The sequence below is a fragment of the Primorskyibacter flagellatus genome (assembly GCF_048268605.1).
Lineage (GTDB): Bacteria > Pseudomonadota > Alphaproteobacteria > Rhodobacterales > Rhodobacteraceae > Primorskyibacter > Primorskyibacter flagellatus.
In genome coordinates this window covers 117,072-139,652 of sequence record NZ_JBLWVF010000010.1, presented here as the reverse complement: position 1 = coordinate 139,652, position 22,581 = coordinate 117,072, and the positions used below count along the sequence as shown (strand labels likewise).

Sequence of the window (22,581 nt, the reverse complement as noted above, 5' to 3'; positions counted from 1 at the left end):
CTCTGCGCCGCCGGTGAAGGGGGTTCTACGGCCAGTGCACAAAACCCGCAAGCACTTTCTTATAGAAAATATGGATTACCCCCATTTTTTTGCTATTTTGGTCAAATTTCGACACCATAAAAACGATTATCTTATTGATTTACAATAATAAATTAAAGTTCGAAAAGATCATCTTTTTTTACGCGACACACATGGATTTCACCATTTTCAGCCCAAGATCGGACGAATCCTCGGCGACTCCGGAGTGAATCAGCGGGACTTCCCCAAGGGCAACCGCCGACAATGACGGTCGACCGATTCATTCGCGGACTCTGGCGCTCGATTTGGCGTCATTGACGCCTTTTGAGGCGGGAGGAGTCGTAACCGTTGAACTCCAACAGGTCTGTTGCCGCATTATAGCGATCGGGCTGGATGCGTGGCCCGCGGTTCACAATCCAGCCAAAAGCCCCCGATGGTGTACCCAACACGGCCGTTCCGAAATCTTCAGCAACCCACAACACCCAGATTGGATCCGTCCCCTCCGCCTCAAGGCGGCCGAACGGTGCGATCGCGTACGGCATAGCCGCCCCGGCCCCGTCTCCGCAGCTTTGTAGCGCCATTTTATTGTCGGGCAGCGGGGTGAATCGCAGCGTGCGGCAGCCTGCATCAGTATAGGGGGAGCCGAAGTCAGCCAGACGGGTCCAGTCGCCCGCGAATCTTTGCGGATCGAATCTGGTGCTCGAAGAGATTGCAACCGAGGTGTCGCGAAAGCTGACGGTAGGTTTGTCTGGCTTTGCTGCAATGCACCCCGCGAGCAGAAGCGGCCAGACAATTGCAATTCTCATGTTCGGCCCTTCAGGCGCGCCGCAACAAGATCGGCCATAGCCGTGCCAAAGCTCACGTGTGCCCGGGCTTCCCAGTGGACGCCATCGACCATCGACACTTCTATATGTGTACTCGCATCGACAAAGCCGCAGCCCTGCGTTTCCGCAACCCGCGCCAGATGGGCAGTTAGCCCGGACTGGCGCGCCTCGGCCCCGACAAAGACATCCTTAAGCGAACCGACCTCGCGCACAGGGGCTGGTGCTATGATCATTATGTCGAGCCCTGGCAATTCGGTGCGCGCCGTCACGACCAGCCGCTCTACCGCGCGCGCGATTTCCCATGCGGTGATTGAGAAGCGCGACTTCAGGTCATTCGTTCCCAGCATCAGCACCAGCAGATCAAGCGGTGCGTGGCTGAGCAGGACCGCTGGCAACACGGCAAGCCCATTGCGCGCGCCGCCCTCGATCGGATCATCATGTACGGTGGTCCGGCCCGGCAGCCCTTCGTCAATCACACGGATCTCGGGCCCCAACCTGTCGGCCATAACGGCGGGCCAGCGATGTTGGGGCGCAAACCGCGCCGCCTGTCCCAACCGCTGCAATGGTATGGTGCCGTGACTGTTGCTGTCGCCATAGACGAGGATGGTGGTCATCGCTTGCCTCTCTGCTTTGTCTTTGCGCAGCATTGGCGGAGAAGCACGCCCTGTCCAGTCAGCAATTTCGCCCTGCCCCGCCGGCGCCAATCGACCGACCGAGTCGATTGTGTCGCAAATGCACTGCAAACTGAGGCTTTAAGCCGTTCCCAAGAATTGGCGACCATCATGTGACTGCAAAGGAAACGGCATGCAACATCGCAAGGTCTTCAGTGTCCCGTAAGGAGAGACGACGCTTGCGGGTGACAACCCTGCAAACGCGAGTTTTGCACATGCAGGGCGTGACGACATATGACGCCGAGTATGCCTGCGTCTCACCGCATGTTACGCGCAGCTTTCAGGAAAACGCGATCGCATCCTTGCGATGGATGCCGGATCAGCTTTCTTCGGTGCCCCGAAACCCAGTGGCGACCACGAATTTCTCTGAACTGTCCGAGCGTGAGGATGGTGGCTTGACGTTCGCGACCTTGGTGAAGCGCTGTTTGAGCAGTTTCTGAAGGTCGCCCTCTGCCCCGCCTGCCAGAACCTTGGCGACAAACGTGCCGCCCGGCGACAGCACATCAAAAGCAAAATACGCGGCCGCCTCGCATAGATGGATGATCCGCAAGTGATCGGTCTGCTTGTGCCCCGAGGACGACGCAGCCATGTCCGACATCACCACATCGGCCGAACCGCCCAGCCAGTCGCGTACCTGCGTGTCGGCATTTGCATCCAGAAAGTCGATGACGTGGATTTCCGCACCCGGGATCGGCTCGACTTCTTGAAGGTCGATGCCCAACACCGTGCCAACCGCCTTGCCGGATTTCTCACCCATAGCGTTCACCCGCTTGACGGCGACCTGACACCAGCCGCCGGGGGCACAGCCCAGATCGACGACCCGCGCACCGGGCACCAGAAAGCGGTACTTTTCATCCAGCTCAAGGATCTTGAACGCGGCCCGGCCCCGGTAGCCCTCGGCGGCAGCGCGTTTCACATAAGGATCGTTCAACTGCCGCTGAAGCCAGCGCGTCGAAGACAGCTTGCGTCCGCGTGCGCTTTTGACTTGGACTTTCAGGTCGCGCTGCCCGCGCCCGGAGGTGTTCTTTGCCATGGGATCCGTTTCGTGCCGTTGCTGCGGGCGGCGCCCGTGTTGGGGCTCCGGCATCCGGTGGCATATCCTACGAGGGTTGGCGACGGGTTTCAATCCGGCGCGGCACAACGAAGGCAGGGGGGGCACTGCCGGGACGGCAAAGACCTTGTGAACGCGCGACCCCCAGCCATATCCGGCTGCCTCGCGATAAGCATTACGCGGCGTTGGGCCGGGACGAATTTCTGCGAGACATATAAGAGTCCAACCTCGCCCCGTCAAAGACCCGTCAGTAAGGCCCGTCTTCCAGAACGCCGTGACTGCACATCTGCGCGTATAGAAGCCCTTCGCGCAGGCCTCTGTCGGCCACGGACAGCCTGTCGGTCGGCCAACACCGCAGCAAGGCCTGCAAGATCGCAGAGCCGGACATGATCAGGGCTTGCCTGTCCTGACCGATCCGGGGATCGCGGTAGCGCCCGGCGGGGCCAAGCTCCAGATAGCGATTGATCACCTTCTCGATCTGGTCCGAGGTCATGCGCAGCCCGTCAACTTTTGTCCGGTCATAGCGTTTCAGCCCCAGATGAGAGGCCGCAACCGTGGTGACGGTGCCGGAGGTGCCCACGATCTGAAACCCCTCGCGCGCCTGTTCATCTTTATAGGGCGCGAATTCGGCAAGGTTTTCCTCGAAGAACCAGCTCATCAAGGCATAACGCGCGGCATCGTCCTCGACGTCCGAGAACTGGTCGCGCAGGGTGGCCACGCCAAGCGGCACGGATATCCAGTCCACGACCTTGGCGGCGGTAAACGGGCTGACGCTGGTGTGAAACCCGGCATGAAGCCGCATGATGGCGCGGGGCCGTTCACGGTTCGGCACAGAGGACAGGTCAATCCAGACCAGTTCTGTCGAGCCGCCCCCGATATCGACCACCAGCAATTGTTCGGTTTTTGTCGACACCAGCGGCGCACAGGAAATTACCGCCAGTCGCGCCTCTTCTTCCGGCTGGATAACCTCAAGGTCCAAGCCCGTCTCACGTTTGACTTGCCGGATGAAGTCGCGGGCGTTGGAGGCCCGCCGACATGCTTCTGTCGCCACAAGCCGCATGTGGCGCACCTCGTGGCGCGACAGTTTCTGGTGGCAGACGCGCAACGCCTGTATGGTCCGGTTCATGGACGCACGGCTCAGCCGCCCAGACCTTTCCAACCCAGAGCCGAGCTGCACCGACTTGGAAAAACTGTCTACAACGTGAAACTGGCTGCCCTTGGGCTGGGCAATCAGCATTCGACAACTGTTCGTGCCGAGATCCAGCGCGGCATAAAGCTCGGATGGATCTGGCGGTTTGGGCGCGGACCATTCAACCGGTTTAGGGAATGCGCCCGCACCTTTGGGACGCTTTGGCGCCATGTGATGCGCCTTTCCGATTTTCAACTTGCTGTCACGATACGCAGCAAGCGCATGACCTGCAAGATTGTCGTGACGCTACTTCAGTGGATTCTCGAAATAGTCGGACAGATGCCGGTATTCCATCTCCAGCAGGGGCCGGATCGCGTCGATGGTTTGCGGTGCCAGATCATCCAGTGTCAGCTTCATCTCGGACGGGTTTTCGCGCCGCATCTCGACCGGCTGCCCGGTTCGGTCCGACAGATCACGCGCCAGTTGGCCCATCTCTTCGGTCTTGTAGACGCGGTCATATTGCAGCGGCCGCGGACCGATGAACAGCTTTGTCCCCAGACAGTGATGCTTGATGACCGATGACCCTTTCATGTATTCGGGCAGGTGCTGAAAGAAATAATCCGGGTCTGGATCACGGCTGAGATGGGCGAATTCGGGACGGTCGCGCAACTTGCGGCTCATATGAAGGTCGCGCAGTTGGACCACCCGGTTGGTATAGACCGACAGCATCCGCCGTACCGGATCGCGCACCACGGTAAAGCGCCAGTGGTCCGACAGATTGTGCCACGCTCGCCGCCGATAACGCACCGTCGGATAGATCGCATGCCATGTCATCACCGTGATCTCGTCCTCGGGCGGGATCGTGACGCCGGGATCAAGATGCGCCAGCGCGGCCTTGACCGAAGAACACCCCGCCTTGGGCACAGCCATATAGGCGATCTTGTACGCTGGAATGGCGATGGCCAATGACTGTTCCTGCATGCTGCCTGACGGTGCGGCGGCTCCCGGCCGCCGTTCTTCGCGCGGCACTATCCGCATATGGCGGCGCAGGGTCAAGCGGTGCCTGACCGCCTAACATGAGCGAGGCTCATCATTTGTCCCCGGTTATTTCATCGCCCCGCCACTGGCCCCTGCCCGCGCCCAGCCGTAAGGTGGCAGCGTCGCTCAAAGCGTCACAAATGTCGAAAAACGTCGCCGGGATGCTGCTCCGGTGAATTACAGATGCCTAACTGGTCCGAGGATTCGAAAATGCCCGATGTCACTATCGTCTACTGGCGCGACATTCCTGCGCAAATCATCGTTGGCAAAGGCCGTCGCGGGGCGAAGGCGCAACTGCCCGAAAGGTTCGAGCAGGCCATCGACCGTGCGGCGATGAAATCCGGCGCGGCGGGAACGGATGACTACCTTGCGGAATGGCGCAAGGCCGCCCCCTATCCCGTCGAGGGCGCATCGGAAGAGGTGCTGGCCGCGGAAGTGGCGCGTCTGGATGCCGAATATGACCGGGACCGTATCAAGCAACTGATCGACAACAATGGCCGGGCATGAGTCCAGCCAAGCTTTGGGAGGCCGCGATGGCGCTTTTGAATTTTCGCAAGAAGGCTGACGCAGCCCCCGGCATCGCGCCCGAGGTTCAGGCTTTCCTGCAAGGCTACTCTATCGAGGTGATGCCGCGGACCGCCGAAAAGGTCGAGGACTTCCGCGATCTCCTGCCCGAAGGCACTCGCGTGTATATCGCCCATATCGACGGCACGGATATTGCCGACATGGTCGCGACAGCCGCACGGCTGGCGCGCGATGGCTATAACGTCATGCCGCATTTCCCGGCCCGGATCATCAAGGATCAGGCAACGCTGGCCGATTGGATCGCGCGCTATCAGGGCGAGGCAGGCGTGACCCAGGCGTTGCTTCTGGCTGGCGGTGTCTCGCAGCCTGTAGGCGCATTTGACAGTTCCATGCAGCTTCTGGAAACCGGACTGTTCGACAAGGCGGGCTTTACCCGCCTGCATGTGGCCGGCCACCCCGAAGGCAACCGCGACATCGACCCTGATGGCAGCATGAAAAACGTCTCTGAAGCGCTTGTCTGGAAACAGAAATTCAGCGAGCGGACAGATGCCAAGATGGCGCTTTCGACGCAATTCGCCTTTGACCCCGATCCGATCATCGCCTGGGCCGACGGGCTGAAGAAGGCTGGCATCGACCTGCCCATCCATATCGGCATCGCCGGTCCTGCAAAGCTTCAGACCCTGATAAAATTCGCCATTGCCTGCGGTGTCGGCCCGTCGCTCAGGGTTCTTCAGAAACGTGCCATGGACGTGACGAAACTGCTTCTTCCCTACGAGCCCACTGACGTGATCGCCAAGCTTGCCGCCCACAAGGCCGCACATCCCGACTTTAATATCGAGCAAGTGCATTTCTTCCCGCTGGGCGGGATCAAGGCAAATGCCGACTGGGCCACCCAAAACGGTGGCGACGCCACCAAACCAGCCAATAGCTGAAAGGTTAAGAATGACCCGTACCATCGTTGAATCCAAAACAAAAACCGCCGTCATAGGATTTGACGAACCGTTCTGCGTGATCGGCGAGCGGATCAATCCCACAGGCCGCAAGATCCTGTCCGAAGAGCTTGAGCGCGATGACTTTTCTCGCGTCGAGGCCGATGCGATTGCACAGGCCGCTGCGGGTGCCAACATCCTGGATGTGAACTCGGGTGCCGTGTTTTCCAACAAGATGGCCGAAGATCCGCGCTATGCCGACAACAACTTTGTCGAGCCGATGCTGATGCCCGAGATGATCCGCCGCATTCAGGCCGTGACCGATACGCCGCTTTGCATCGACAGTTCGGTGCCCGGTGCCTTGAAGGCGGGCCTGGAGGCCTGCGAAGGCCGTCCGCTGCTCAACTCCGTCACCGGCGAGGAAGAACGTCTGGAAATGGTGTTGCCGCTGGTCAAGCAATACAATGTGCCCGTGGTGGCGATCTCTAACGACGACACCGGCATTTCCGAAGATCCGGATGTGCGCTTTGCCGTGGCAAAGAAAATTGTCGAACGCGCCGCGGATTTCGGCATCCCCGCGCATGACATTGTCGTTGATCCGCTGGTCATGCCGATCGGCGCGATGGCCACCGCCGGCCTTCAGGTCTTTGCGCTTGTGCGTCGCCTGCGTGACGAGTTGGGCGTGAACACCACCTGCGGCGCGTCCAATGTCAGCTTTGGCCTGCCCAACCGTCACGGGATCAACAACGCTTTCCTGCCGATGGCAATGGGCGCGGGCATGACGTCTGCGATCATGAATCCGGTGGCATTGGCGGTGAACCAGACCAAGATCGCCGAGAAGAAGGCACAGGTCATGGCGGCAGGCATCATTCTGCCCGACGATATTGACGACGAAACCTTCGTGACGCTTTTCGGACTGGGCTCTACCCTGCCGCGTCCGGGCAAAGAGATGGAGGCGATCCGCGCCGCCAACCTGCTGACCAACAATGATGCGCATGGCGGATCCTGGATCCAGTTCAACAAGGTCGGTGCGACGGCAGGCGAGGCAACCTCGGGTCGTCGCGGGGGGCGTCGTCGCCGCGCCTGATCGGCAATCAGGATCGCAATCAAAGGGTCTGCGGGAATCGTCTCGCGGGCCTTTTGCCATCACACACCAAACCGTCATACTGCGCCTATTGGACGGAAATCCGCCATTTCTGACGCGCACCCGACATTGCCCGCAGCCGCCCGCGCTGCTACGGACCTGAGCAGAACACGTTCAGCCGGAGAAAATGGCGCATGCGCACGGCAATTGTCACAGGCGAATATTATATCGGCGGCGAAACCTTCATCAACCGCCACATCCAGCACCTGTTTGGCGGCGATACCGTGGTCGTCTGCGGGCGTTTTCACAGTGAAAACCCCTATGACAAGGCATGGTTTGCGCGGCGCGAAAAACCCACAACCGCTGACCTGCTGACGGCACCCTACTGGATGCTGCACAACCGGATCGTGCACAACACGTCCCGCCTGCCGTTCGGCAAGGCCAAGCGTGATCTGGCAGATTTTCTGCGTACCCAGAAAGTGGAATTGATCCTTGCCGAATTTGGCACTCAGGCGCTTGCAATGGCACCGATCGCCAATGAGTTGGGCCTGCCGATATTCACTTATTTCCGTGGCACGGATGCGTCCAAGGCCATCCAGACCGAACGTATGCGCGAGGCTTACAGACGGATGATGCCGCGCCTGGAGGGCGTGTTCTCGGTCTCGCAATTCTTGCTGGATAATCTGGCAAAACACGGCATCCGTCATCTCAACTCCACGGTGATCCCGTCCGGCGTCGATGTCAGGCAATTCGTGCCGGGGCAGAAGCAGCCTCTCAACTGTCTGGCCGTCGGGCGCTTTGTCGAGAAAAAGGCACCTCTGACGACGCTGCGCAGCTTTGCCGAAGCGACGCATGATCTGCCAGACGCGCATCTGGATTTCATCGGCGATGGTCCACTTCTGGAAGATGCGAAAAAGCTGGCCAACGATTTGGATGCAATGCCCCGTGTGAGCTTTCACGGCAGCCAGCCGCATGGGTTTGTGCGTGGCAAACTGGCCACCGCGCAGTTCTTCCTGCAACATTCGATCACGGCGGCCAACGGCAATACCGAAGGCCTTCCAACCGCGATCCAAGAGGCGATGGCCTGTGGATGCGTCACTGTTTCAACCCGCCATGCCGGGATTCCGGAAGCGATTGACGAGGGCAGCACCGGCTGGCTGGTGGAGGAACACGACGCGGCAGGCTTTACCGCAGCCATTCGCCACGCAATGCAAGCCCCCGATCTGCCGGAGATGGCAATCCGCGCCCGTCAGGTGGCCGAGCAGCGCTTTGACAATGACGTTCTGCTCAAGAAACTGGAAGCCAGGATTCTCGCGACCATCGCCTGACGGTCCCGTTTGTCTATTCCCGCGACAATAGCTTCAACGTCAGGGGACAAGGTGTGCCACCGTAGAACGCGCCGAGGATGTCATCAAACACAGCATGATCGTTGCTTTGGGCCGCAAAGAGCGTCGCCGAGGACCGAAGTTTCAGCGCGTCCACTTTTCCCAGTATCTGAATCGGCGGGGTGCCTTCGTGCTGCATCATCGCGCGTGAAATCTCTATCAGCCGGGTGCCCAACACCGGATGGGCCAGATAGGCCGCCGCTTCGGCACCGTCGCTAATCCCGAAAATTTCCGATGTTTGCGACCGGCCCAAGGAGGCGAGCTGGGGAAAGATAAACCACATCCAATGCGTCATCTTCTTGCCGTTGCGAATCTCGGCCAGCGCGACGGGGTAAGTCTGTGCCTGTACTTTCAGGAACCTGTCCAGCGACATTGATGTCTTCCACCTATCCCACAATCACCGGCAGAGTAACGCGATTGGCACCGCTGTGAATGGAAAAAATCGCGACATTTTGCAGATGGCGTGCGCCAACATTAAAAATTAACGGTAGCGCCTTAAATTATAACAGCGAATTGTCAGTACTTATAAATCTTCATCGGCAGATTATGACCATGAGGGCAATATTGCGGGGTGAATGCAGCGTGCAACACATATCGGATTGCATTTGGCACTCTTGCTTCGCGCGGGTCGGCTCTGCTGCTCAACGGTACTTCATGTCATAGCACCAAACATCAACCCGGCGGCCAGCACAGGCAGACCTGCAACGACCCGTCATTTGTTCACGAATCCCAACGCCGGAGCAAGCCTGATGCGCAGTCCGACGTCCGCCCTTGATCCGCAGGGGCATGTCAAAGACTTGCCAAGCACCGCACCGCGCCATAGGTCCCTAACATTCACGTCACTCACCTTACGAGCGCTTTGATCCTCTGTGTTCTTGTATCGAATTCTCATGACCCTTGCGTCAGTTGTGCTGTTGGTCCGCCCCTGCTTACGGGGCGATTGGGCCCTGGCATCTGACCGTCTTGGACGCGGCCCGGCGGCTTCTGGACCGCACCTGTGGTTGCACGCCGCCTCCAATGGAGAACTGGCATCGGCGCGCGGCTTGATTGAGCATGTTCTGACGGTGCGGTCCGATATGGGCGTGCTGATCACGTGCAACACCGCCACCGCAGCCACTCTCGCACGGTCCTGGGGGATCAGCAGGCTTCACGTCCGCCTAGCGCCTTTGGATCTTGGTTTCATCAATCGGCGCATGCTGCGGAAATGGGACGTTCAGTTGCATATCACAATGGAATCAGAGCTTTGGCCCGACAGGGTGATGCGCTGCGCTGCCGCAGGCATACCAGTGGCGATCTTCGGCGCGCGCCTGACAAAACGCACCGCGCGGGGCTGGGCACGGTTCGGGGGCTTGGCCCGCAAGGTGCTGGGGCGTATCAGCTACCTTTCCGCGCAGGACTGCCGGTCCCTGGCACGACTGCGGGCGTTGGGGTTGCGAGCCTCTGCCGTGGGTCCGGTGCTGGATCTCAAGGCCAGCTACACCCCACCGCAGGATCTGACACCCGACGCCACGCTGCGCGCCTGCTTTCCGCGCGCGCAGACCTGGCTGGCAGCTTCTACCCATCCGGGCGATGAGGCGGTGGTGATCGCAGCCCATCTCGCGGCCCGCGCGGTCCGGCCCGGTCTGCGCTTGATCATAGCACCACGACATCCCGCACGCGGTGCCGGGATTGCCGAAGCCCTGACAGCGGCGGGCCTGAAATTCGCGCAGCGCAGCCGGTCTGACGCAATCGACAAAGAGGTCTTGCTTGCCGATACGATGGGCGAAATGGCGCTGTGGTATGCGGTGGCAGGCACGGTTTTCATCGGCGGCACGCTCAGCGATCGCGGTGGACACACGCCATACGAACCCTCAGCCTTTGGCGCGGCATTGATCCACGGACCGGATGTTGACAACTTTTCGTCGGCCTTCGGTCGGCTGCAACGCGCACGGGCCTCGATCTGCATCGGCAATGCCGAAGAACTGGCAAAGGCGCTTTGCGATCTGGACACGACCGCCTCACAGGCCGAATTCGGCGCGGCCGCTCAAGCCGCGCTGATGCAGGGCGACGCTTTGAAGAAAGTGAAAGCGGATCTCGGGCACCTGTTGACGGGCTGAGCCAAAACGCGGGTTTCGCTAAATATCGGGCGCGCCAAATCTCTGGTCTGGTCAAGTCGGAATTTGACCTCTACCCTTCCTTCAAACGCTGATACAATGGTCCCCGGATGACGCTCATCGGAAAGCCTCAGACAACGCCGCTTCACACTGTCGGTCCCGGCGGGCTGCATACACAATGCGCGGCGCTTTGTTATCGGGTCCGGAAAGGCAAGCCTCAGATCCTGTTGGTCACAACACGCGGGTCCAATCGCTGGATCCTGCCCAAGGGCTGGCCGATTCGTGGGCACACGCCGGGTGAGGCCGCTCGGCAGGAAGCCTGGGAAGAAGCCGGCGTTAGGGGTGATCTGTACGATGCGTGTATCGGCATCTTCACCTATTCGAAGTCCGGCCCGCAACAGGCCGGGATGACCTGCGTTGCCATGGTTCACCCCCTGAAGGTCAAAACCCTGGAGCAGACCTATCCAGAGGCGGGGCAGCGCAAGCGCAAGTGGTTCGGTCGCAAGAAGGCCGCCGCCGCGGTGCGCGAGGCCGATCTGGCACAGTTGTTGCTGCAATTCGATCCCAAGGCGTTGCAACTCTAGTCCGGCTTGATCTTGTCGGGCCAGTGCTTATCTTTGACGGGCAACGGTTTTTTGGTTTCACATGATCCAGTACACACTCAAATGCACCGAAGATCACCGCTTTGACAGCTGGTTTCAGTCCGCGTCCGCCTTTGAAAAACTCAAGGCGGCGAGCATGATCGTTTGTGCCGTCTGCGGCTCATCCAAGGTGGAAAAGGCGATCATGGCACCGCGTGTCAGCCAATCGCGCGAGACCGCACAGTCTTCCAATGACCGTCCACTTTCCAAGCCGACAAACCCTGCCGAACAGGCATTGGCGAAACTGCGCCAACATGTCGAAGAAAACGCGACCTATGTGGGCCGCGATTTCGCGACCCAGGCGCGGGCGATGCACGATGGCGATGCCCCAGCCCGCCCGATCTGGGGCGAAGCCAGGGGCGAGGACGCCAGGAAACTGTTGGATGACGGCGTTCAGGTGGCCCCCCTGCCCTTCATGCCCTCGCGCAAGACCAACTGATCGCAGCACGGTCCGATCAAGAGTTCCACCGCGCAAGCCGGGCGACGAACACCCGCGTTTGGCTTCTTCCTGTATGTGCGTCATGGTCGATTGGACACTGCCTTACACAACATAATGCGCACGAAAGAGACGCTTTGGCGCGTCTGTCCGCGCGGGTTGGCCTTGCCTATGGCGCATTGCTTGCGTAAATGGCCCCAGAAGCTGATCCCGAGGGCACACCATGCCAGTTCTTGTGATGAAATTCGGCGGCACGTCCGTCGCCACGCTGGACCGTATTCGGCGCGTCGCGAAACGCGTGGGCGTCGAGGTTGCCAAAGGCTATGACGTGATCGTCATTGTTTCGGCCATGTCGGGCGAAACCAACAAGCTGGTAGGGTTTGTCAACGAAACCTCGCCACTGTTTGACGCCCGCGAATATGATGCCGTCGTCAGCTCTGGCGAAAATGTCACCGCAGGCTTGATGGCGCTGACGCTTCAGGAAATGGACGTGCCCGCGCGCAGCTGGCAAGGCTGGCAAGTCCCGGTGCGCACCACATCGGCCCATTCCGCCGCGCGCATCGAAGAAATTCCCACCGAAAATATCAACGCGAAATTTGCCGAAGGCATGCGCGTGGCCGTGGTCGCGGGGTTTCAGGGCCTCAGCCACGAGGGCCGCATCACCACGCTGGGGCGTGGCGGGTCTGACACCACCGCGGTGGCCTTTGCCGCCGCATTCGGTGCCGAACGCTGCGACATCTACACCGATGTCGATGGCGTCTACACCACGGATCCCCGCGTCAGTCCGAAGGCGCGCAAGCTTGAAAAGATCGCCTTCGAGGAAATGCTGGAACTGGCCTCTCTGGGGGCCAAGGTGCTTCAAACCCGCTCTGTCGAGCTGGCCATGCGGTATAACGTGAAACTGCGTGTGCTCAGCTCTTTCGGAGAGCAATCTGACGACGCAGGAACATTGGTCTGCGACGAGGAGGAAATTATGGAAAATCGGCCCGTCTCTGGTATCGCCTTCTCTCGGGATGAGGCGAAGATGACCCTCGTATCGGTCGCCGACCGTCCCGGCATTGCCGCGGCGATCTTCGGACCGCTGTCCGACGCGGGCGTGAATGTCGATATGATCATCCAGAATATCGCCGAGGAAGGTCGTACTGACATGACCTTTTCCTGCCCCACCGATCAGGTCCTGCGCGCCGAAAAGGCGCTGACCGAAGCCAAGACACGCGGTGAGATCAACTTTAATGAGCTGATCGCCGACAAGGACACTGCCAAGATCTCGGCCGTGGGCATCGGGATGCGCAGCCAGTCCGGCGTTGCTGCCAAGATGTTCAAGACGCTGTCGAACGAGGGCATCAACATCAAGGTTATCGCAACGTCCGAGATCAAGATCTCTGTGCTGATTGATCGCAAATACATGGAACTGGCCGTTCAGGCCCTGCATGACGCGTTCGAGTTGGAGAAAGCCTGACCGAGGTCCTGCACCCGCATAACGTGAATTTCGTGTAACAGCGTTGCATTACACGTTTCTCTTCCGAGGTTCATGTGGTCTAAGGTCGAGCGACCGTAGAGATTGGGAACGCCAACCACACGATGGTGCAAACGACTGAATCCGAAAGCCGCAAACTGCTTGGCCGTTTGCGAGACACCATGGCCGAGGACGCTGCCGGGCAGGCGCGCCTCGACAAGATCACACATCTTACAGCCGATTCGATGAAGACAGAGGTGTGCTCTGTCTACCTGTTCCGCGACGAAGACACGTTGGAGCTGTGTGCGACCGAAGGATTGAAACCAGAAGCCGTCCATCAGACACGCATGCGTCTTGGCGAAGGCCTGGTCGGGCGCGTGGCGCGCACCAGCAACGTCATCAATGCGGCCGATGCGCCTTCTGAAAAAGGTTTCCGCTTCATGCCGGAAACCGGCGAGGAGATCTATTCCAGCTTTCTCGGCGTTCCGATCCAACGGTTGGGGGAAACTCTGGGCGTTCTGGTCGTCCAGTCGAAACAGGCACGGCAGTTCACCGCCGACGAGACCTACGCACTGGAAGTCGTCGCCATGGTGCTGGCCGAGATGACAGAGCTGGGTGCCTTTGCGGGCGAGGGTGCAGCACTGTCTGCCCGCCATCAGCATCAGGTTGTCGTGCGTGGCACCACCGGTCAGGAGGGCTCGGCAGAAGGCCATGTCTGGCTGCACGAACCCCGCGTTGTTGTCACAAATCTGGTGTCCGACGATCCGGAACGCGAATTGGAACGTCTTCACGAAGCTGTCGAACGGCTGCGCGTCGGGGTCGATCAGATGCTGGAAGGCGCGGTCGGCGGCGACAATGATCAGCTTCAGGTGCTCGAAGCTTACCGCATGTTCGCCAATTCCAAAAGCTGGATGCGGCGGATGGAAGAGGACATCCAGCGCGGTCTTTCCGCTGAAGCCGCTGTCGAGAAAGAACAATCCACCGCCCGGTCACGCATGGCACAGGTGACGGACAACTACCTGCGCGAACGTCTGAGCGACCTTGATGACCTGTCCAATCGCCTGTTGCGCCTGCTGTCGGGACAAGGCAGCGAGACTGGCGCGGAACTGCCGGACGACCCGATTCTGGTCGCGCGTAATATCGGTCCGGCCGAACTGTTGGATTACGGCCGGTCGCTCAAAGGGGTAGTGCTGGAAGAAGGGTCTGTCGGCAGCCATGCGGCCATCGTGGCGCGCGCGCTGGCGATTCCACTGGTGGTCCATGCGGGCCGCATCACGACCGAGGCCTTGAACGGCGATCACATCATGGTCGATGGCGATCAAGGTCTGGTTCACTTGCGTCCCGACGACACCGTCGTCACCGCGTTTCGTGACAAGATGGCGATGCAGGCCGAAGCGCAAGAACGCTATGCCTCGATCCGAGACAAACCCGCAGAGACCTTATGCGGCAAGACCATTTCATTGATGATGAACGCAGGGCTGATGGCGGACCTGCCGTCGCTTCAGGGGTCCGGTGCCCAGGGCGTGGGGCTGTTCCGGACAGAGCTGCAATTTCTGGTGCGCAACAAGATGCCCAAACGATCAGAGCTGTCTGCGCTCTATGCCCGTGTGCTGGATGCCGCTCAGGGTCAGCGTGTGGTGTTCCGCACGCTCGATATCGGGTCGGACAAGGTTCTGCCCTATATGAAACCCAATGACGAACCCAACCCGGCGCTTGGCTGGCGCGCGATCCGGGTCGGACTGGACAAGCCCGGCGTGATGCGGATGCAGCTTCAGGCACTTCTGCGCGCCGCCAACGGGCGGCCCCTATCCGTGATGTTCCCGTTCGTCGCCCAATTCGAAGAGTTTCGCGCCGCGCGTGCCGAAATGGACAAGGCCATCGCCCGCGAAGAGAAACTGGGCCATGTCCTGCCGGAACGGCTGGAAATCGGCGCGATGCTGGAAACGCCGTCGCTTGCCTACGCGCCCGACCAGTTCTTTGACGAGGTCGAGTTCCTGTCGATCGGCGGCAACGATCTTAAACAGTTCTTCTTTGCCGCAGATCGCGAGAACGAACGTGTGCGGCGACGCTACGATACGCTGAATGTCAGCTTTTTGACCTTTCTCGAACAGATCGTGGCGCGCTGCAAGAATACGAATACCCAACTTTCTTTTTGTGGCGAAGACGCAGGTCGCCCGGTCGAGGCCTTGTGCCTCGCCGCCATCGGTCTGCACTCCCTGTCGATGCGTCCCGCCTCTATCGGGCCAGTCAAACATTTGCTGAGACGGTCGGACCTCAATGCTGTCAAGGCAGCCATAAACGAGGCGCGAGAACGCGGCGATCAATCGGTGCGCGGTGCGGTGATGGACTATCTGCGCTCTGCGTGATGCGCGTTACAAACGCCTGCGCAAATCCTCGATCAGCTCTACCGGCGCACGCCCACTGCGCCGTGCAAGCGATTCCAGCCCGAACTGAACATGCGCCATTTCCTGGTAGTAGCTGGTATAGGCATAATTTGTCGCCGCCCCGGCCACCGCGCCCAACAACGGAATGGTCTGCGCGGCCAGCTTCTGGCCCAGCACGGTGGCCAGTCTTGGTGCCACACGGGCGATCACCGAATGCATCGTTGCACCGGTCAGTGTGACCCGCGCCGACAGAAAGGCCAGATCGGCCCCGTCATCGCGCTCCAGAGGACCCGCGCTGGAGAAAACCGTCAGGCACAGCTTGCGCACTTCGGGGTCATTGGGGTCCAGACCATGTTCGGCGGCGATGCCCTGGATCACACGCAGCAGCACGGTCGTTGTCACCGGAAGCTCTGTCAGCGCCGTGGGCAAGCCGCCAAAGCCGCCCGCAGCGCCCATAGCTGTCGTCACCGCCGTATTCAGCCAGCCGCGCTGGTCCGGCACCACGCCACGCGACCTTGCAGCCGCGTCCATTGCGACGGTCAACGCGCGCGTTGTCGTGTCCTCCAACCGATCCTTGATGCTGTCAGGCAAGCGTTCCAGCAGGTTTTCCGCCTGCCCACCCAGAAGGTTAAGAACCTGCATGCCCATGCCACCAGCAGCCTTGTGCCGACGTGCAAGCCCGTCAAGTTCGGCATCCACATCCGTGGAAATCAACGCGGTTCCGGTCATCCTGCCCTCCTGACAACTCTAGGTAACATTGGCCCTCGGGCGTCCGCTTTCAAGCGTCCTTCTCGACCATGCCGACAACACCCTCCCAGGCACCTGGCACCAAGGACATCACCAGAACCCGTTCAGGGTTAGTGGGCGGTGGCATCTCGACACCCTGCCCGTGCTCGAATCCGAACCGGCGGTAATAGGGCAAATCCCCCACCAACAGCACGCGCTCCCAGCCTTCCTCGGCGGCCCCCGCCAGACTGTCACGGATCATCGCTGCCGCCAGCCCTTCGCCTTGTGTGGTCGGATGAACGGCGACCGGTCCAAGCAACAACACGGGCTTACCCGCAACCCGCACCGGCCAATAGCGCAGCGCCCCGCCCAGAATGCCGCCCTCGTCCCGCGCGGTGCGCGACAGTGACGCGACCGGGGCCACATCCTCGCGCAAACGATACGACGACAGTGCCGTTCGACCCGGCGCAAAGCACAGATCATACAGCGCCTCGACTTCCCACCAGTCGTCTGGCTTCTCTTTCTCAAGATGGTACACGGGCGGCCTTTGGACTTCGCGGTTGACATTGGCCTAGCACGGTCCAAGGTCCCGTTCAAACAGGAGAAAGCACATATGTTCTATCGACCCCAGGACGGCCACGGACTGCCTCACAACCCGTTCAATGCCATTGTCACGCCCAGACCCATTGGCTGGATCTCGACCCGCGGCGCCGATGGAAGCGATAATCTCGCGCCCTATTCCTTTTTCAACGCCGTGGCGTATGAGCCGCCGCAGGTGATGTTTGCCTCCACCTCTGCCAAGCCCGACCGGGACGGCACGAAGGACAGCGTTTCCAATATCCGCGAAACCGGCGTGTTCTGCGTCAATATTGTCGAATTCGCAATGAAAGACGTGATGAACCAAACATCAGGCCCGTGGGATCGCGAGATCGACGAATTTGAACTGGCCGGGATCGAGAAAGCCGCATGCGACACCATTGCCTGCTCTCGCGTCGCCGCAGCGCCCGCCAACCTTGAATGCAAGCTGACACAGATCGTCCAGCTTCCGGGCGAGGCGAACTTCACCGTGTTCGGAGAGGTAACCGGCATCCATTTGCGCGATGATTGCCTGATAGACGGAGAGTTTGACGTCCTCAGGTTCAACCCGCTGACGCGTATGGGATACCGGGACTATTCGGTTGTGCGCGAAAAGTTCAGCCTGAAGCGGCCCGGCGACTAGACCCCTCGCCGGGGCATCCTCAATCATCTCAAGAGGCGCGGCCTTGCCATTTGGCTCGTATGGCTTGCTGTGTTTCGGCCCTGAAACTTTGATTTCAGGCAGCCCCATCGGGCATGATTATGCAACGCAGATACAAGGGTGCACGCGTGGGCACCCTACCACTGACGTGCCGTATCAGTGACCGCCCAGAATGCCGGTGCGCACGTTGTAATCCACCGCGATCTCGTAATCGGGATCATCATCGCTATCGACCACCAGATGCCCGGCCTTGTTCAAAAGGCGATGACAATCACGGCTGAGGTGACGCAGCTTGATGATCTTGCCTGCGGCCTCATACTTGCCCGCGACGGCCTCGATCGCCTGTAGGGCTGATTGGTCCACAACGCGGCTGTCGGCGAAATCGACAATCACCACATCAGGATCGCCCTCGACATCGAAAAGCTCGGCAAAGCCGTCAGCCGACCCGAAAAACAGCGGGCCCTGGATTTCGTAGACTTTCGCGCCGTGATCCGTCAGGGATTCGCGGGTCTTGGCGTGAATACGGCGCGCATTGTTCCAGGCATAGGCCAGCGCCGAGACGATCACGCCCACGACAACCGCAACGGCAAGGTCGGAATATACCGTCACGACCGTGACCAGCACGATCACAAACGCATCCATCAACGGCACTTTGGCGAGAATCTTCAGCGAGTTCCACGCAAACGTCCCGATCACCACCATGAACATCACACCGACCAGCGCCGCCAGCGGGATCACTTCGATGATCGGCGAGGCAAAGAGGATAAAGATCAGCAGAAACAGCGCGGCGGCAATGCCGGCAACACGGGTTCGGCCACCAGATTTCACGTTGATCATCGACTGACCGATCATCGCGCAACCGCCCATCCCGCCGAAAAAGCCGGTCACTGTGTTGGCAAGACCCTGCGCCACACATTCCTGACTGGCACCACCGCGCTTGCCGGTCATCTCGCCCACAAGGTTCAGCGTCAGCAAGGATTCGATCAGGCCAATCGCTGCAAGGATCACGGCATAGGGCAGGATGATCCGGAACGTCTCATAGGTCAGCGGCACCACCGGGATGTGGAACGTGGGCAATCCGCCCTGGATCGAGGCGAGGTCCCCGACCCGTGGCACATCCAGCCCCAGCACGATCACTATGATCGCGACGATGCCGATACCTGCCAGCGGTGCCGGCAGCGCCTTGGTGATCTTGGGTGTCGCCCAGATGATCGCCATGGTCAGCGCCACCAGCCCCAGCATCATCGCCAGTTGCATGCCGGACAGCCACTCGCCCCCGCTCATGCCGTGACCGTTGCTGACGACCGAGCCGGGCACCTTGAACTGCGTCAATTGTGCAAGGAAAATCACGATGGCCAGACCGTTTACAAAGCCCAGCATCACCGGATGTGGCACCAGTCGTATGAACTTGCCCCATTGCATCACGCCCGCGAAGATCTGCAACAGCCCCATCAGAACCACCGTGGCAAACAGGTATTCAACGCCGTGCTGCGCCACCAGAGCCACCATGACGACCGCCAAGGCCCCCGTCGCACCGGAGATCATGCCCGGACGCCCACCGATCAGTGCCGTGATCAAGCCCACCAGAAACGCCGCGTACAGCCCGACCAGCGGATGCACCCCTGCGACAAAGGCAAAAGCCACGGCTTCGGGCACCAGCGCCAGCGCCACCGTCAAACCGGACAGAAGCTCTATCCGCATCCGCGTCGGCGTCAGTTTTTCCTCTGGCAAAAGGTTCAGGTCAGAGGCAGCAATACGACGGGCAAACGAAGCCAGCATGGCTCGGGGCATGGACAATCCTTCGGGAAGATGTTGGCGCTATCGCGCGCTCTTACTGCAATCCCGTGCGATTGGCTACCTCCGCGCCCTCAAAAAAACCGGCGGCGTGGCGCGCCCATGTCAGTTGTCCGCCAAGCGCTCTTCTCGCCTCTACCGGATTGGCGGGCCGGACAATGCGCAACGGCGCGATGTGGACAGCCCCTGGCGCAAGCCGTCGGATCAGATATTGGCCGGACATAACTGCGCGCTGCAAGTTTTTCGAAACACGATACATCGCCCATGTGAGCCTCGCGCGATCCGACCTGCCCGCATCTGACGAATACCTGCGCCAGCGCCGCGCGCGACAGACGCCACCATGTCTCAGGGCGGCACCTACCTGATCATAAAAGACCCGCAATTTTCAACCCGGAGGGAATCACGGATATTCGCGAAAGCTGGGGGTGCCGACGTGATCGGCATGACCAACATGCCCGAGGCTCGGTTCGCCCGCGAGACATTGTTGTGCTACGCCTCCGCCGTACTGGCAACGGATTATGAAAGGTGGCATCCGGAACACGGCGAGGTGAACTCTCTGACAAGGTCACCGCCATGGCAGGTAAAGCCGACAACGCGCGCAAGCAGATCAAGAGATTGCCGCGGTTCACGACAAAGCAAACTCCCTGCCCTCATGGCTGCGGCCAAGCGCTGGACGCTTCATCCTGACATCCCTCAAAAGCCGGAACAGCCCCCCGCTGATCAAACGCGACGCCGTGCGGGGCGGCTTTCAACTTAAAGCGCGGCACACATGTCGAATCCATGCCTATCCTCGGCAACCTGACGAACGCCGTTGGCTTGACAAAAGCCGTTACCCTTGTGGTGGAGCCGCTGCATGGCAACATCACCGGCGGTGTCACAATCTTCGAGTTATCGGGCCTTAAGGTCGCAACTTTTCGAAAGAAATCCGCAGGAATGTCCATGCGCTCTGCGCTTTCGACCGACTCTGACACCATTTCTTCTCGGTCAAAATACTCCGGGGGAGTCTGCCGCAGGGCAGACGGGGGCAGCGCCCCCATCTACGTGTACGCCAAACAGACAGAGCGTGCGCGCAACGCGCACTCCGCCAGGTCAGGCCTGCGAGATCAGTTGACGATCGTGGCCTCTGTCGCGGCGCGCAGCTCGTCTTCGGTCACACCTTCGGCGGTCTCGATGATCTTCAGGCCGCCGTCGACCACGTCCAGCACGCCCAGATTGGTGATGATCCGGTTCACCACGTTCTTGCCGGTCAGCGGAAGCGTGCAGGCTTTCAACAGCTTGCTGTCACCATGCTTGTTGGTGTGGTCCATTACCACGACCACCTTCTTGACGCCCGCCACCAGATCCATCGCGCCGCCCATGCCCTTGACCAGCTTGCCGGGAATCATCCAGTTCGCCAGATCGCCATTCTCGGCCACTTCCATGGCCCCCAGTATGGCTGCGGCGATCTTGCCACCCCGGATCATCCCGAACGAGGTCGCACTGTCGAAATAAGAGGTCCGGGCCAGTTCTGTGATCGTCTGCTTGCCCGCATTGATCAGGTCAGGATCCTCCTCACCCTCAACCGGAAACGGGCCCATGCCCAGCATGCCGTTTTCCGACTGTAGCGTGATATCCTTGTCGCCGACATAATTGGCCACCAGCGTCGGAATCCCGATACCGAGGTTCACATACATGCCGTCTTCAAGCTCTTCTGCCGCCCGAGCGGCCATCTGGTTGCGATCCCAAGGCATTATGCGTCCTCCCGCTTGCGCGTGGTGCGCTGTTCGATGCGTTTTTCATGCTCGCCCTGAACCAGACGATGAACGTAAATCCCCGGCAGATGGATGTGATCGGGGTCAAGGCTGCCACGCGGCACAATCTCTTCGACCTCGGCCACGCAGACCTTGCCGCTCATGGCTGCCGGAGGGTTGAAGTTGCGCGCCGTCTTGCGGAACACCAGATTGCCGGTGTCGTCGGCTTTCCACGCTTTCACGATGGAAAGATCCGCAACGATGCCACGCTCAAGGATGTAGGTTTCCCCGTCGAAATCCTTGTGTTCCTTGCCTTCGGCGATCTGCGTGCCGACACCTGTCTTGGTGTAGAACCCCGGAATACCACTGCCGCCGGCGCGCATGCGTTCGGCCAACGTGCCTTGCGGGTTGAATTCCAGTTCCAGCTCGCCGCTCAGATACTGGCGCATGAATTCGGCATTCTCGCCGACATAGGACGAGATCATCTTCCTGACCTGACGGGTTTGCAGCAAAATACCAATTCCGAAATCATCGACACCCGCGTTGTTGGACGCGAATGTCAGATCTTTTGTTCCGGCCTCCTTGATCGCCTGCAACAACAGCTCGGGAATGCCACAAAGACCGAATCCTCCGGCCGAAATGAACATGCCGTCGAACAGCAGCCCGTCGAGGGCCTCTGCCGCCGATCCGTAGACTTTCTTCATAAGACGCTCCTTGACTGATCGCGTGAGTTGTCGCCCGCAACCCGCAGAGAGTCAACGCGAGCCGCACCACGACGTCGGAGTTTTCGGCCGGTTCTGGGTCAGATCAAGCGGACCTGTGTGCCAATCGGCGTGATCGCAAAAAGCTCTTCGACCTTGGCGTTGTAAAGACCGATACACCCATCGGAGGACCGCCGACCGATCTTGCGCGTGTCTTGCGTGCCGTGGATCAGATATGCTGGCCAGTCGAAATACAAGGCATGTGTGCCAAGAGGGTTGTCTGGCGCACCGCCAGCCACCGGTTTCCAATCCGGGAAACGTTCCATCTGCGAGGCTGTCGGCGTCCAGGAAGGACCAACCTTCTTGCGCACGATTTCCGTGTAGCCGCGCTTGGTCAACTCGTCGGTCTTGGGCACGGAGGTCGGATAGACACGGTAATCGCTGCCATCGGCATTCCAGTAATGCAGCGCCCGCGACCCGGTGTCGCAAACGATGGCCCCCTTGCCAAGGGTTTCAAAATGCTCGCGCCAATCCTGCCCCGTAAAACCGGAGATGTTGGATCTTGCCACGTCCGGTGCTGCGCGCAGCACGGCGGGCATACACAGGCTTGCGGCGGCGCTGATCATCAGGGTTCGGCGGTTTATCGGGCTTCGTGACATTTTCTGGCCTCATTCTTTGCTCGTTTCCAGCCTCTTCTGAGGCCAGTCCCGGCATTTGGCCAGTAACATA

Annotated in this window: 24 protein-coding genes; 11 read left to right on the top strand and 13 right to left on the bottom strand. The window is 60.1% G+C overall.

The window, feature by feature from the left end; translation table 11 throughout:
- Positions 1 to 329: 329 nt before the first annotated feature.
- The 5 genes from ACN0WV_RS12675 to ACN0WV_RS12655 form a co-directional block, all read right to left on the bottom strand.
- A complete protein-coding gene (locus tag ACN0WV_RS12675; protein WP_417606220.1) occupies positions 330 to 824 on the bottom strand; it encodes a lipocalin family protein in 495 nt (164 codons plus the stop codon).
- Positions 821 to 1,456, bottom strand: coding sequence for an SGNH/GDSL hydrolase family protein (locus ACN0WV_RS12670; RefSeq protein WP_417606218.1), 636 nt, complete (start codon positions 1,454 to 1,456; stop codon positions 821 to 823). Before ACN0WV_RS12670 ends, ACN0WV_RS12675 begins: the two co-directional genes overlap by 4 nt.
- A 376-nt stretch (positions 1,457 to 1,832) precedes the next feature.
- The gene (locus tag ACN0WV_RS12665) at positions 1,833 to 2,546 is read right to left on the bottom strand and encodes an RlmE family RNA methyltransferase (RefSeq protein ID WP_417606216.1); all 714 of its coding nucleotides are present in this window, start codon (positions 2,544 to 2,546) and stop codon (positions 1,833 to 1,835) included.
- Between the two features lie 265 nt (positions 2,547 to 2,811).
- On the bottom strand, positions 2,812 to 3,924 hold the full coding sequence (locus tag ACN0WV_RS12660; RefSeq protein ID WP_084353375.1) for a Ppx/GppA phosphatase family protein: 1,113 nt from the start codon (positions 3,922 to 3,924) through the stop codon (positions 2,812 to 2,814).
- A 75-nt stretch (positions 3,925 to 3,999) separates the two neighbouring features.
- Positions 4,000 to 4,731, bottom strand: a complete 732-nt coding sequence (locus ACN0WV_RS12655; protein WP_417606214.1) for a sulfotransferase family 2 domain-containing protein — start codon at positions 4,729 to 4,731, stop codon at positions 4,000 to 4,002.
- A 210-nt stretch (positions 4,732 to 4,941) separates the two neighbouring features.
- Here ACN0WV_RS12655 and ACN0WV_RS12650 point away from each other — a divergent pair, with 210 nt between their 5' ends.
- The 4 genes from ACN0WV_RS12650 to ACN0WV_RS12635 all read left to right on the top strand — a co-directional run bounded on the left by ACN0WV_RS12650 (position 4,942) and on the right by ACN0WV_RS12635 (position 8,597).
- The gene (locus tag ACN0WV_RS12650) at positions 4,942 to 5,238 is read left to right on the top strand and encodes a virulence factor (protein ID WP_084353388.1); all 297 of its coding nucleotides are present in this window, start codon (positions 4,942 to 4,944) and stop codon (positions 5,236 to 5,238) included.
- Positions 5,239 to 5,264: 26 nt separating this feature from the next.
- Positions 5,265 to 6,188 carry a methylenetetrahydrofolate reductase gene (locus ACN0WV_RS12645; protein WP_417606228.1) on the top strand — a complete coding sequence of 308 codons (924 nt, stop codon included), beginning with the start codon at positions 5,265 to 5,267 and terminating at the stop codon, positions 6,186 to 6,188.
- Between the two features lie 10 nt (positions 6,189 to 6,198).
- Entirely contained in the window at positions 6,199 to 7,272 is a 1,074-nt protein-coding gene (locus ACN0WV_RS12640) for a dihydropteroate synthase (RefSeq protein ID WP_417606212.1), read from the top strand.
- Positions 7,273 to 7,463: 191 nt separating this feature from the next.
- Complete coding sequence (locus ACN0WV_RS12635; RefSeq protein ID WP_417606210.1) at positions 7,464 to 8,597, top strand: glycosyltransferase; 1,134 nt, start codon at positions 7,464 to 7,466, stop codon at positions 8,595 to 8,597.
- 13 nt (positions 8,598 to 8,610) lie between these two features.
- Here the strand turns inward: ACN0WV_RS12635 and ACN0WV_RS12630 are convergent, their stop codons facing one another.
- Positions 8,611 to 9,027 carry a DUF1810 domain-containing protein gene (locus ACN0WV_RS12630; RefSeq protein WP_084353371.1) on the bottom strand — a complete coding sequence of 139 codons (417 nt, stop codon included), beginning with the start codon at positions 9,025 to 9,027 and terminating at the stop codon, positions 8,611 to 8,613.
- Positions 9,028 to 9,544: 517 nt separating this feature from the next.
- On the opposite strand from ACN0WV_RS12630, the gene ACN0WV_RS12625 reads away from it, so the two are divergent.
- From ACN0WV_RS12625 to ptsP, 5 genes are all read left to right on the top strand, one after another.
- On the top strand, positions 9,545 to 10,750 hold the full coding sequence (locus ACN0WV_RS12625; RefSeq protein ID WP_417606208.1) for a 3-deoxy-D-manno-octulosonic acid transferase: 1,206 nt from the start codon (positions 9,545 to 9,547) through the stop codon (positions 10,748 to 10,750).
- A gap of 107 nt (positions 10,751 to 10,857) precedes the next feature.
- Positions 10,858 to 11,331 (top strand): NUDIX hydrolase, encoded by a 474-nt coding sequence (locus tag ACN0WV_RS12620; protein ID WP_417606206.1) that lies wholly within the window; start codon positions 10,858 to 10,860, stop codon positions 11,329 to 11,331.
- Between the two features lie 61 nt (positions 11,332 to 11,392).
- Positions 11,393 to 11,827 (top strand): DUF1178 family protein, encoded by a 435-nt coding sequence (locus ACN0WV_RS12615; RefSeq protein WP_417606204.1) that lies wholly within the window; start codon positions 11,393 to 11,395, stop codon positions 11,825 to 11,827.
- Between the two features lie 220 nt (positions 11,828 to 12,047).
- Complete coding sequence (locus ACN0WV_RS12610; RefSeq protein ID WP_084353367.1) at positions 12,048 to 13,283, top strand: aspartate kinase; 1,236 nt, start codon at positions 12,048 to 12,050, stop codon at positions 13,281 to 13,283.
- Positions 13,284 to 13,405: 122 nt separating this feature from the next.
- Complete coding sequence (gene ptsP / locus ACN0WV_RS12605; protein WP_084353366.1) at positions 13,406 to 15,646, top strand: phosphoenolpyruvate--protein phosphotransferase; 2,241 nt, start codon at positions 13,406 to 13,408, stop codon at positions 15,644 to 15,646.
- A 6-nt stretch (positions 15,647 to 15,652) separates the two neighbouring features.
- On the opposite strand, the gene ACN0WV_RS12600 is transcribed toward ptsP, so the two are convergent.
- Entirely contained in the window at positions 15,653 to 16,393 is a 741-nt protein-coding gene (locus ACN0WV_RS12600; protein ID WP_084353365.1) for an EcsC family protein, read from the bottom strand.
- A gap of 49 nt (positions 16,394 to 16,442) precedes the next feature.
- Positions 16,443 to 16,928 (bottom strand): GNAT family N-acetyltransferase, encoded by a 486-nt coding sequence (locus tag ACN0WV_RS12595; protein WP_084353364.1) that lies wholly within the window; start codon positions 16,926 to 16,928, stop codon positions 16,443 to 16,445.
- Positions 16,929 to 17,003: 75 nt separating this feature from the next.
- On the opposite strand from ACN0WV_RS12595, the gene ACN0WV_RS12590 reads away from it, so the two are divergent.
- Positions 17,004 to 17,609 carry a flavin reductase family protein gene (locus ACN0WV_RS12590; protein ID WP_084353363.1) on the top strand — a complete coding sequence of 202 codons (606 nt, stop codon included), beginning with the start codon at positions 17,004 to 17,006 and terminating at the stop codon, positions 17,607 to 17,609.
- A 174-nt stretch (positions 17,610 to 17,783) separates the two neighbouring features.
- Here the strand turns inward: ACN0WV_RS12590 and ACN0WV_RS12585 are convergent, their stop codons facing one another.
- Both ACN0WV_RS12585 and ACN0WV_RS12580 read right to left on the bottom strand, forming a co-directional pair.
- On the bottom strand, positions 17,784 to 19,418 hold the full coding sequence (locus tag ACN0WV_RS12585) for a SulP family inorganic anion transporter (RefSeq protein WP_417606202.1): 1,635 nt from the start codon (positions 19,416 to 19,418) through the stop codon (positions 17,784 to 17,786).
- 40 nt (positions 19,419 to 19,458) lie between these two features.
- Entirely contained in the window at positions 19,459 to 19,644 is a 186-nt protein-coding gene (locus tag ACN0WV_RS12580) for a hypothetical protein (RefSeq protein ID WP_417606200.1), read from the bottom strand.
- Between the two features lie 117 nt (positions 19,645 to 19,761).
- On the opposite strand from ACN0WV_RS12580, the gene ACN0WV_RS12575 reads away from it, so the two are divergent.
- Positions 19,762 to 20,178, top strand: a complete 417-nt coding sequence (locus ACN0WV_RS12575) for a phosphorylase family protein (protein WP_417606198.1) — start codon at positions 19,762 to 19,764, stop codon at positions 20,176 to 20,178.
- Positions 20,179 to 20,524: 346 nt separating this feature from the next.
- On the opposite strand, the gene ACN0WV_RS12570 is transcribed toward ACN0WV_RS12575, so the two are convergent.
- From ACN0WV_RS12570 to ACN0WV_RS12560, 3 genes are all read right to left on the bottom strand, one after another.
- The gene (locus tag ACN0WV_RS12570) at positions 20,525 to 21,151 is read right to left on the bottom strand and encodes a 3-oxoacid CoA-transferase subunit B (protein ID WP_417606196.1); all 627 of its coding nucleotides are present in this window, start codon (positions 21,149 to 21,151) and stop codon (positions 20,525 to 20,527) included.
- Positions 21,151 to 21,855, bottom strand: coding sequence for a CoA transferase subunit A (locus ACN0WV_RS12565; protein ID WP_084353359.1), 705 nt, complete (start codon positions 21,853 to 21,855; stop codon positions 21,151 to 21,153). The genes ACN0WV_RS12570 and ACN0WV_RS12565 overlap by 1 nt, the downstream gene beginning before the upstream one ends.
- Positions 21,856 to 21,953: 98 nt before the next feature.
- On the bottom strand, positions 21,954 to 22,511 hold the full coding sequence (locus ACN0WV_RS12560; RefSeq protein ID WP_417606194.1) for a L,D-transpeptidase: 558 nt from the start codon (positions 22,509 to 22,511) through the stop codon (positions 21,954 to 21,956).
- Positions 22,512 to 22,581: the final 70 nt, after the last annotated feature.

Coding starts and splice junctions, on each gene's coding strand:
- ACN0WV_RS12655 (WP_417606214.1), bottom strand. CDS start 4,731: ATGCGGATAGTGCCGCGCGAAGAACGGCGGCCGGGAGCCGCCGCACCG.
- ACN0WV_RS12660 (WP_084353375.1), bottom strand. CDS start 3,924: ATGGCGCCAAAGCGTCCCAAAGGTGCGGGCGCATTCCCTAAACCGGTT.
- ACN0WV_RS12675 (WP_417606220.1), bottom strand. CDS start 824: ATGAGAATTGCAATTGTCTGGCCGCTTCTGCTCGCGGGGTGCATTGCA.
- ACN0WV_RS12650 (WP_084353388.1), top strand. CDS start 4,942: ATGCCCGATGTCACTATCGTCTACTGGCGCGACATTCCTGCGCAAATC.
- ACN0WV_RS12665 (WP_417606216.1), bottom strand. CDS start 2,546: ATGGCAAAGAACACCTCCGGGCGCGGGCAGCGCGACCTGAAAGTCCAA.
- ACN0WV_RS12670 (WP_417606218.1), bottom strand. CDS start 1,456: ATGACCACCATCCTCGTCTATGGCGACAGCAACAGTCACGGCACCATA.
- ACN0WV_RS12600 (WP_084353365.1), bottom strand. CDS start 16,393: ATGACCGGAACCGCGTTGATTTCCACGGATGTGGATGCCGAACTTGAC.
- ACN0WV_RS12590 (WP_084353363.1), top strand. CDS start 17,004: ATGTTCTATCGACCCCAGGACGGCCACGGACTGCCTCACAACCCGTTC.
- ACN0WV_RS12635 (WP_417606210.1), top strand. CDS start 7,464: ATGCGCACGGCAATTGTCACAGGCGAATATTATATCGGCGGCGAAACC.
- ACN0WV_RS12565 (WP_084353359.1), bottom strand. CDS start 21,855: ATGAAGAAAGTCTACGGATCGGCGGCAGAGGCCCTCGACGGGCTGCTG.
- ACN0WV_RS12625 (WP_417606208.1), top strand. CDS start 9,545: ATGACCCTTGCGTCAGTTGTGCTGTTGGTCCGCCCCTGCTTACGGGGC.
- ACN0WV_RS12575 (WP_417606198.1), top strand. CDS start 19,762: ATGTCTCAGGGCGGCACCTACCTGATCATAAAAGACCCGCAATTTTCA.
- ACN0WV_RS12620 (WP_417606206.1), top strand. CDS start 10,858: ATGACGCTCATCGGAAAGCCTCAGACAACGCCGCTTCACACTGTCGGT.
- ACN0WV_RS12630 (WP_084353371.1), bottom strand. CDS start 9,027: ATGTCGCTGGACAGGTTCCTGAAAGTACAGGCACAGACTTACCCCGTC.
- ptsP (WP_084353366.1), top strand. CDS start 13,406: ATGGTGCAAACGACTGAATCCGAAAGCCGCAAACTGCTTGGCCGTTTG.
- ACN0WV_RS12640 (WP_417606212.1), top strand. CDS start 6,199: ATGACCCGTACCATCGTTGAATCCAAAACAAAAACCGCCGTCATAGGA.
- ACN0WV_RS12610 (WP_084353367.1), top strand. CDS start 12,048: ATGCCAGTTCTTGTGATGAAATTCGGCGGCACGTCCGTCGCCACGCTG.
- ACN0WV_RS12580 (WP_417606200.1), bottom strand. CDS start 19,644: ATGTCCGGCCAATATCTGATCCGACGGCTTGCGCCAGGGGCTGTCCAC.
- ACN0WV_RS12560 (WP_417606194.1), bottom strand. CDS start 22,511: ATGTCACGAAGCCCGATAAACCGCCGAACCCTGATGATCAGCGCCGCC.
- ACN0WV_RS12570 (WP_417606196.1), bottom strand. CDS start 21,151: ATGCCTTGGGATCGCAACCAGATGGCCGCTCGGGCGGCAGAAGAGCTT.
- ACN0WV_RS12645 (WP_417606228.1), top strand. CDS start 5,265: ATGGCGCTTTTGAATTTTCGCAAGAAGGCTGACGCAGCCCCCGGCATC.
- ACN0WV_RS12585 (WP_417606202.1), bottom strand. CDS start 19,418: ATGCCCCGAGCCATGCTGGCTTCGTTTGCCCGTCGTATTGCTGCCTCT.
- ACN0WV_RS12615 (WP_417606204.1), top strand. CDS start 11,393: ATGATCCAGTACACACTCAAATGCACCGAAGATCACCGCTTTGACAGC.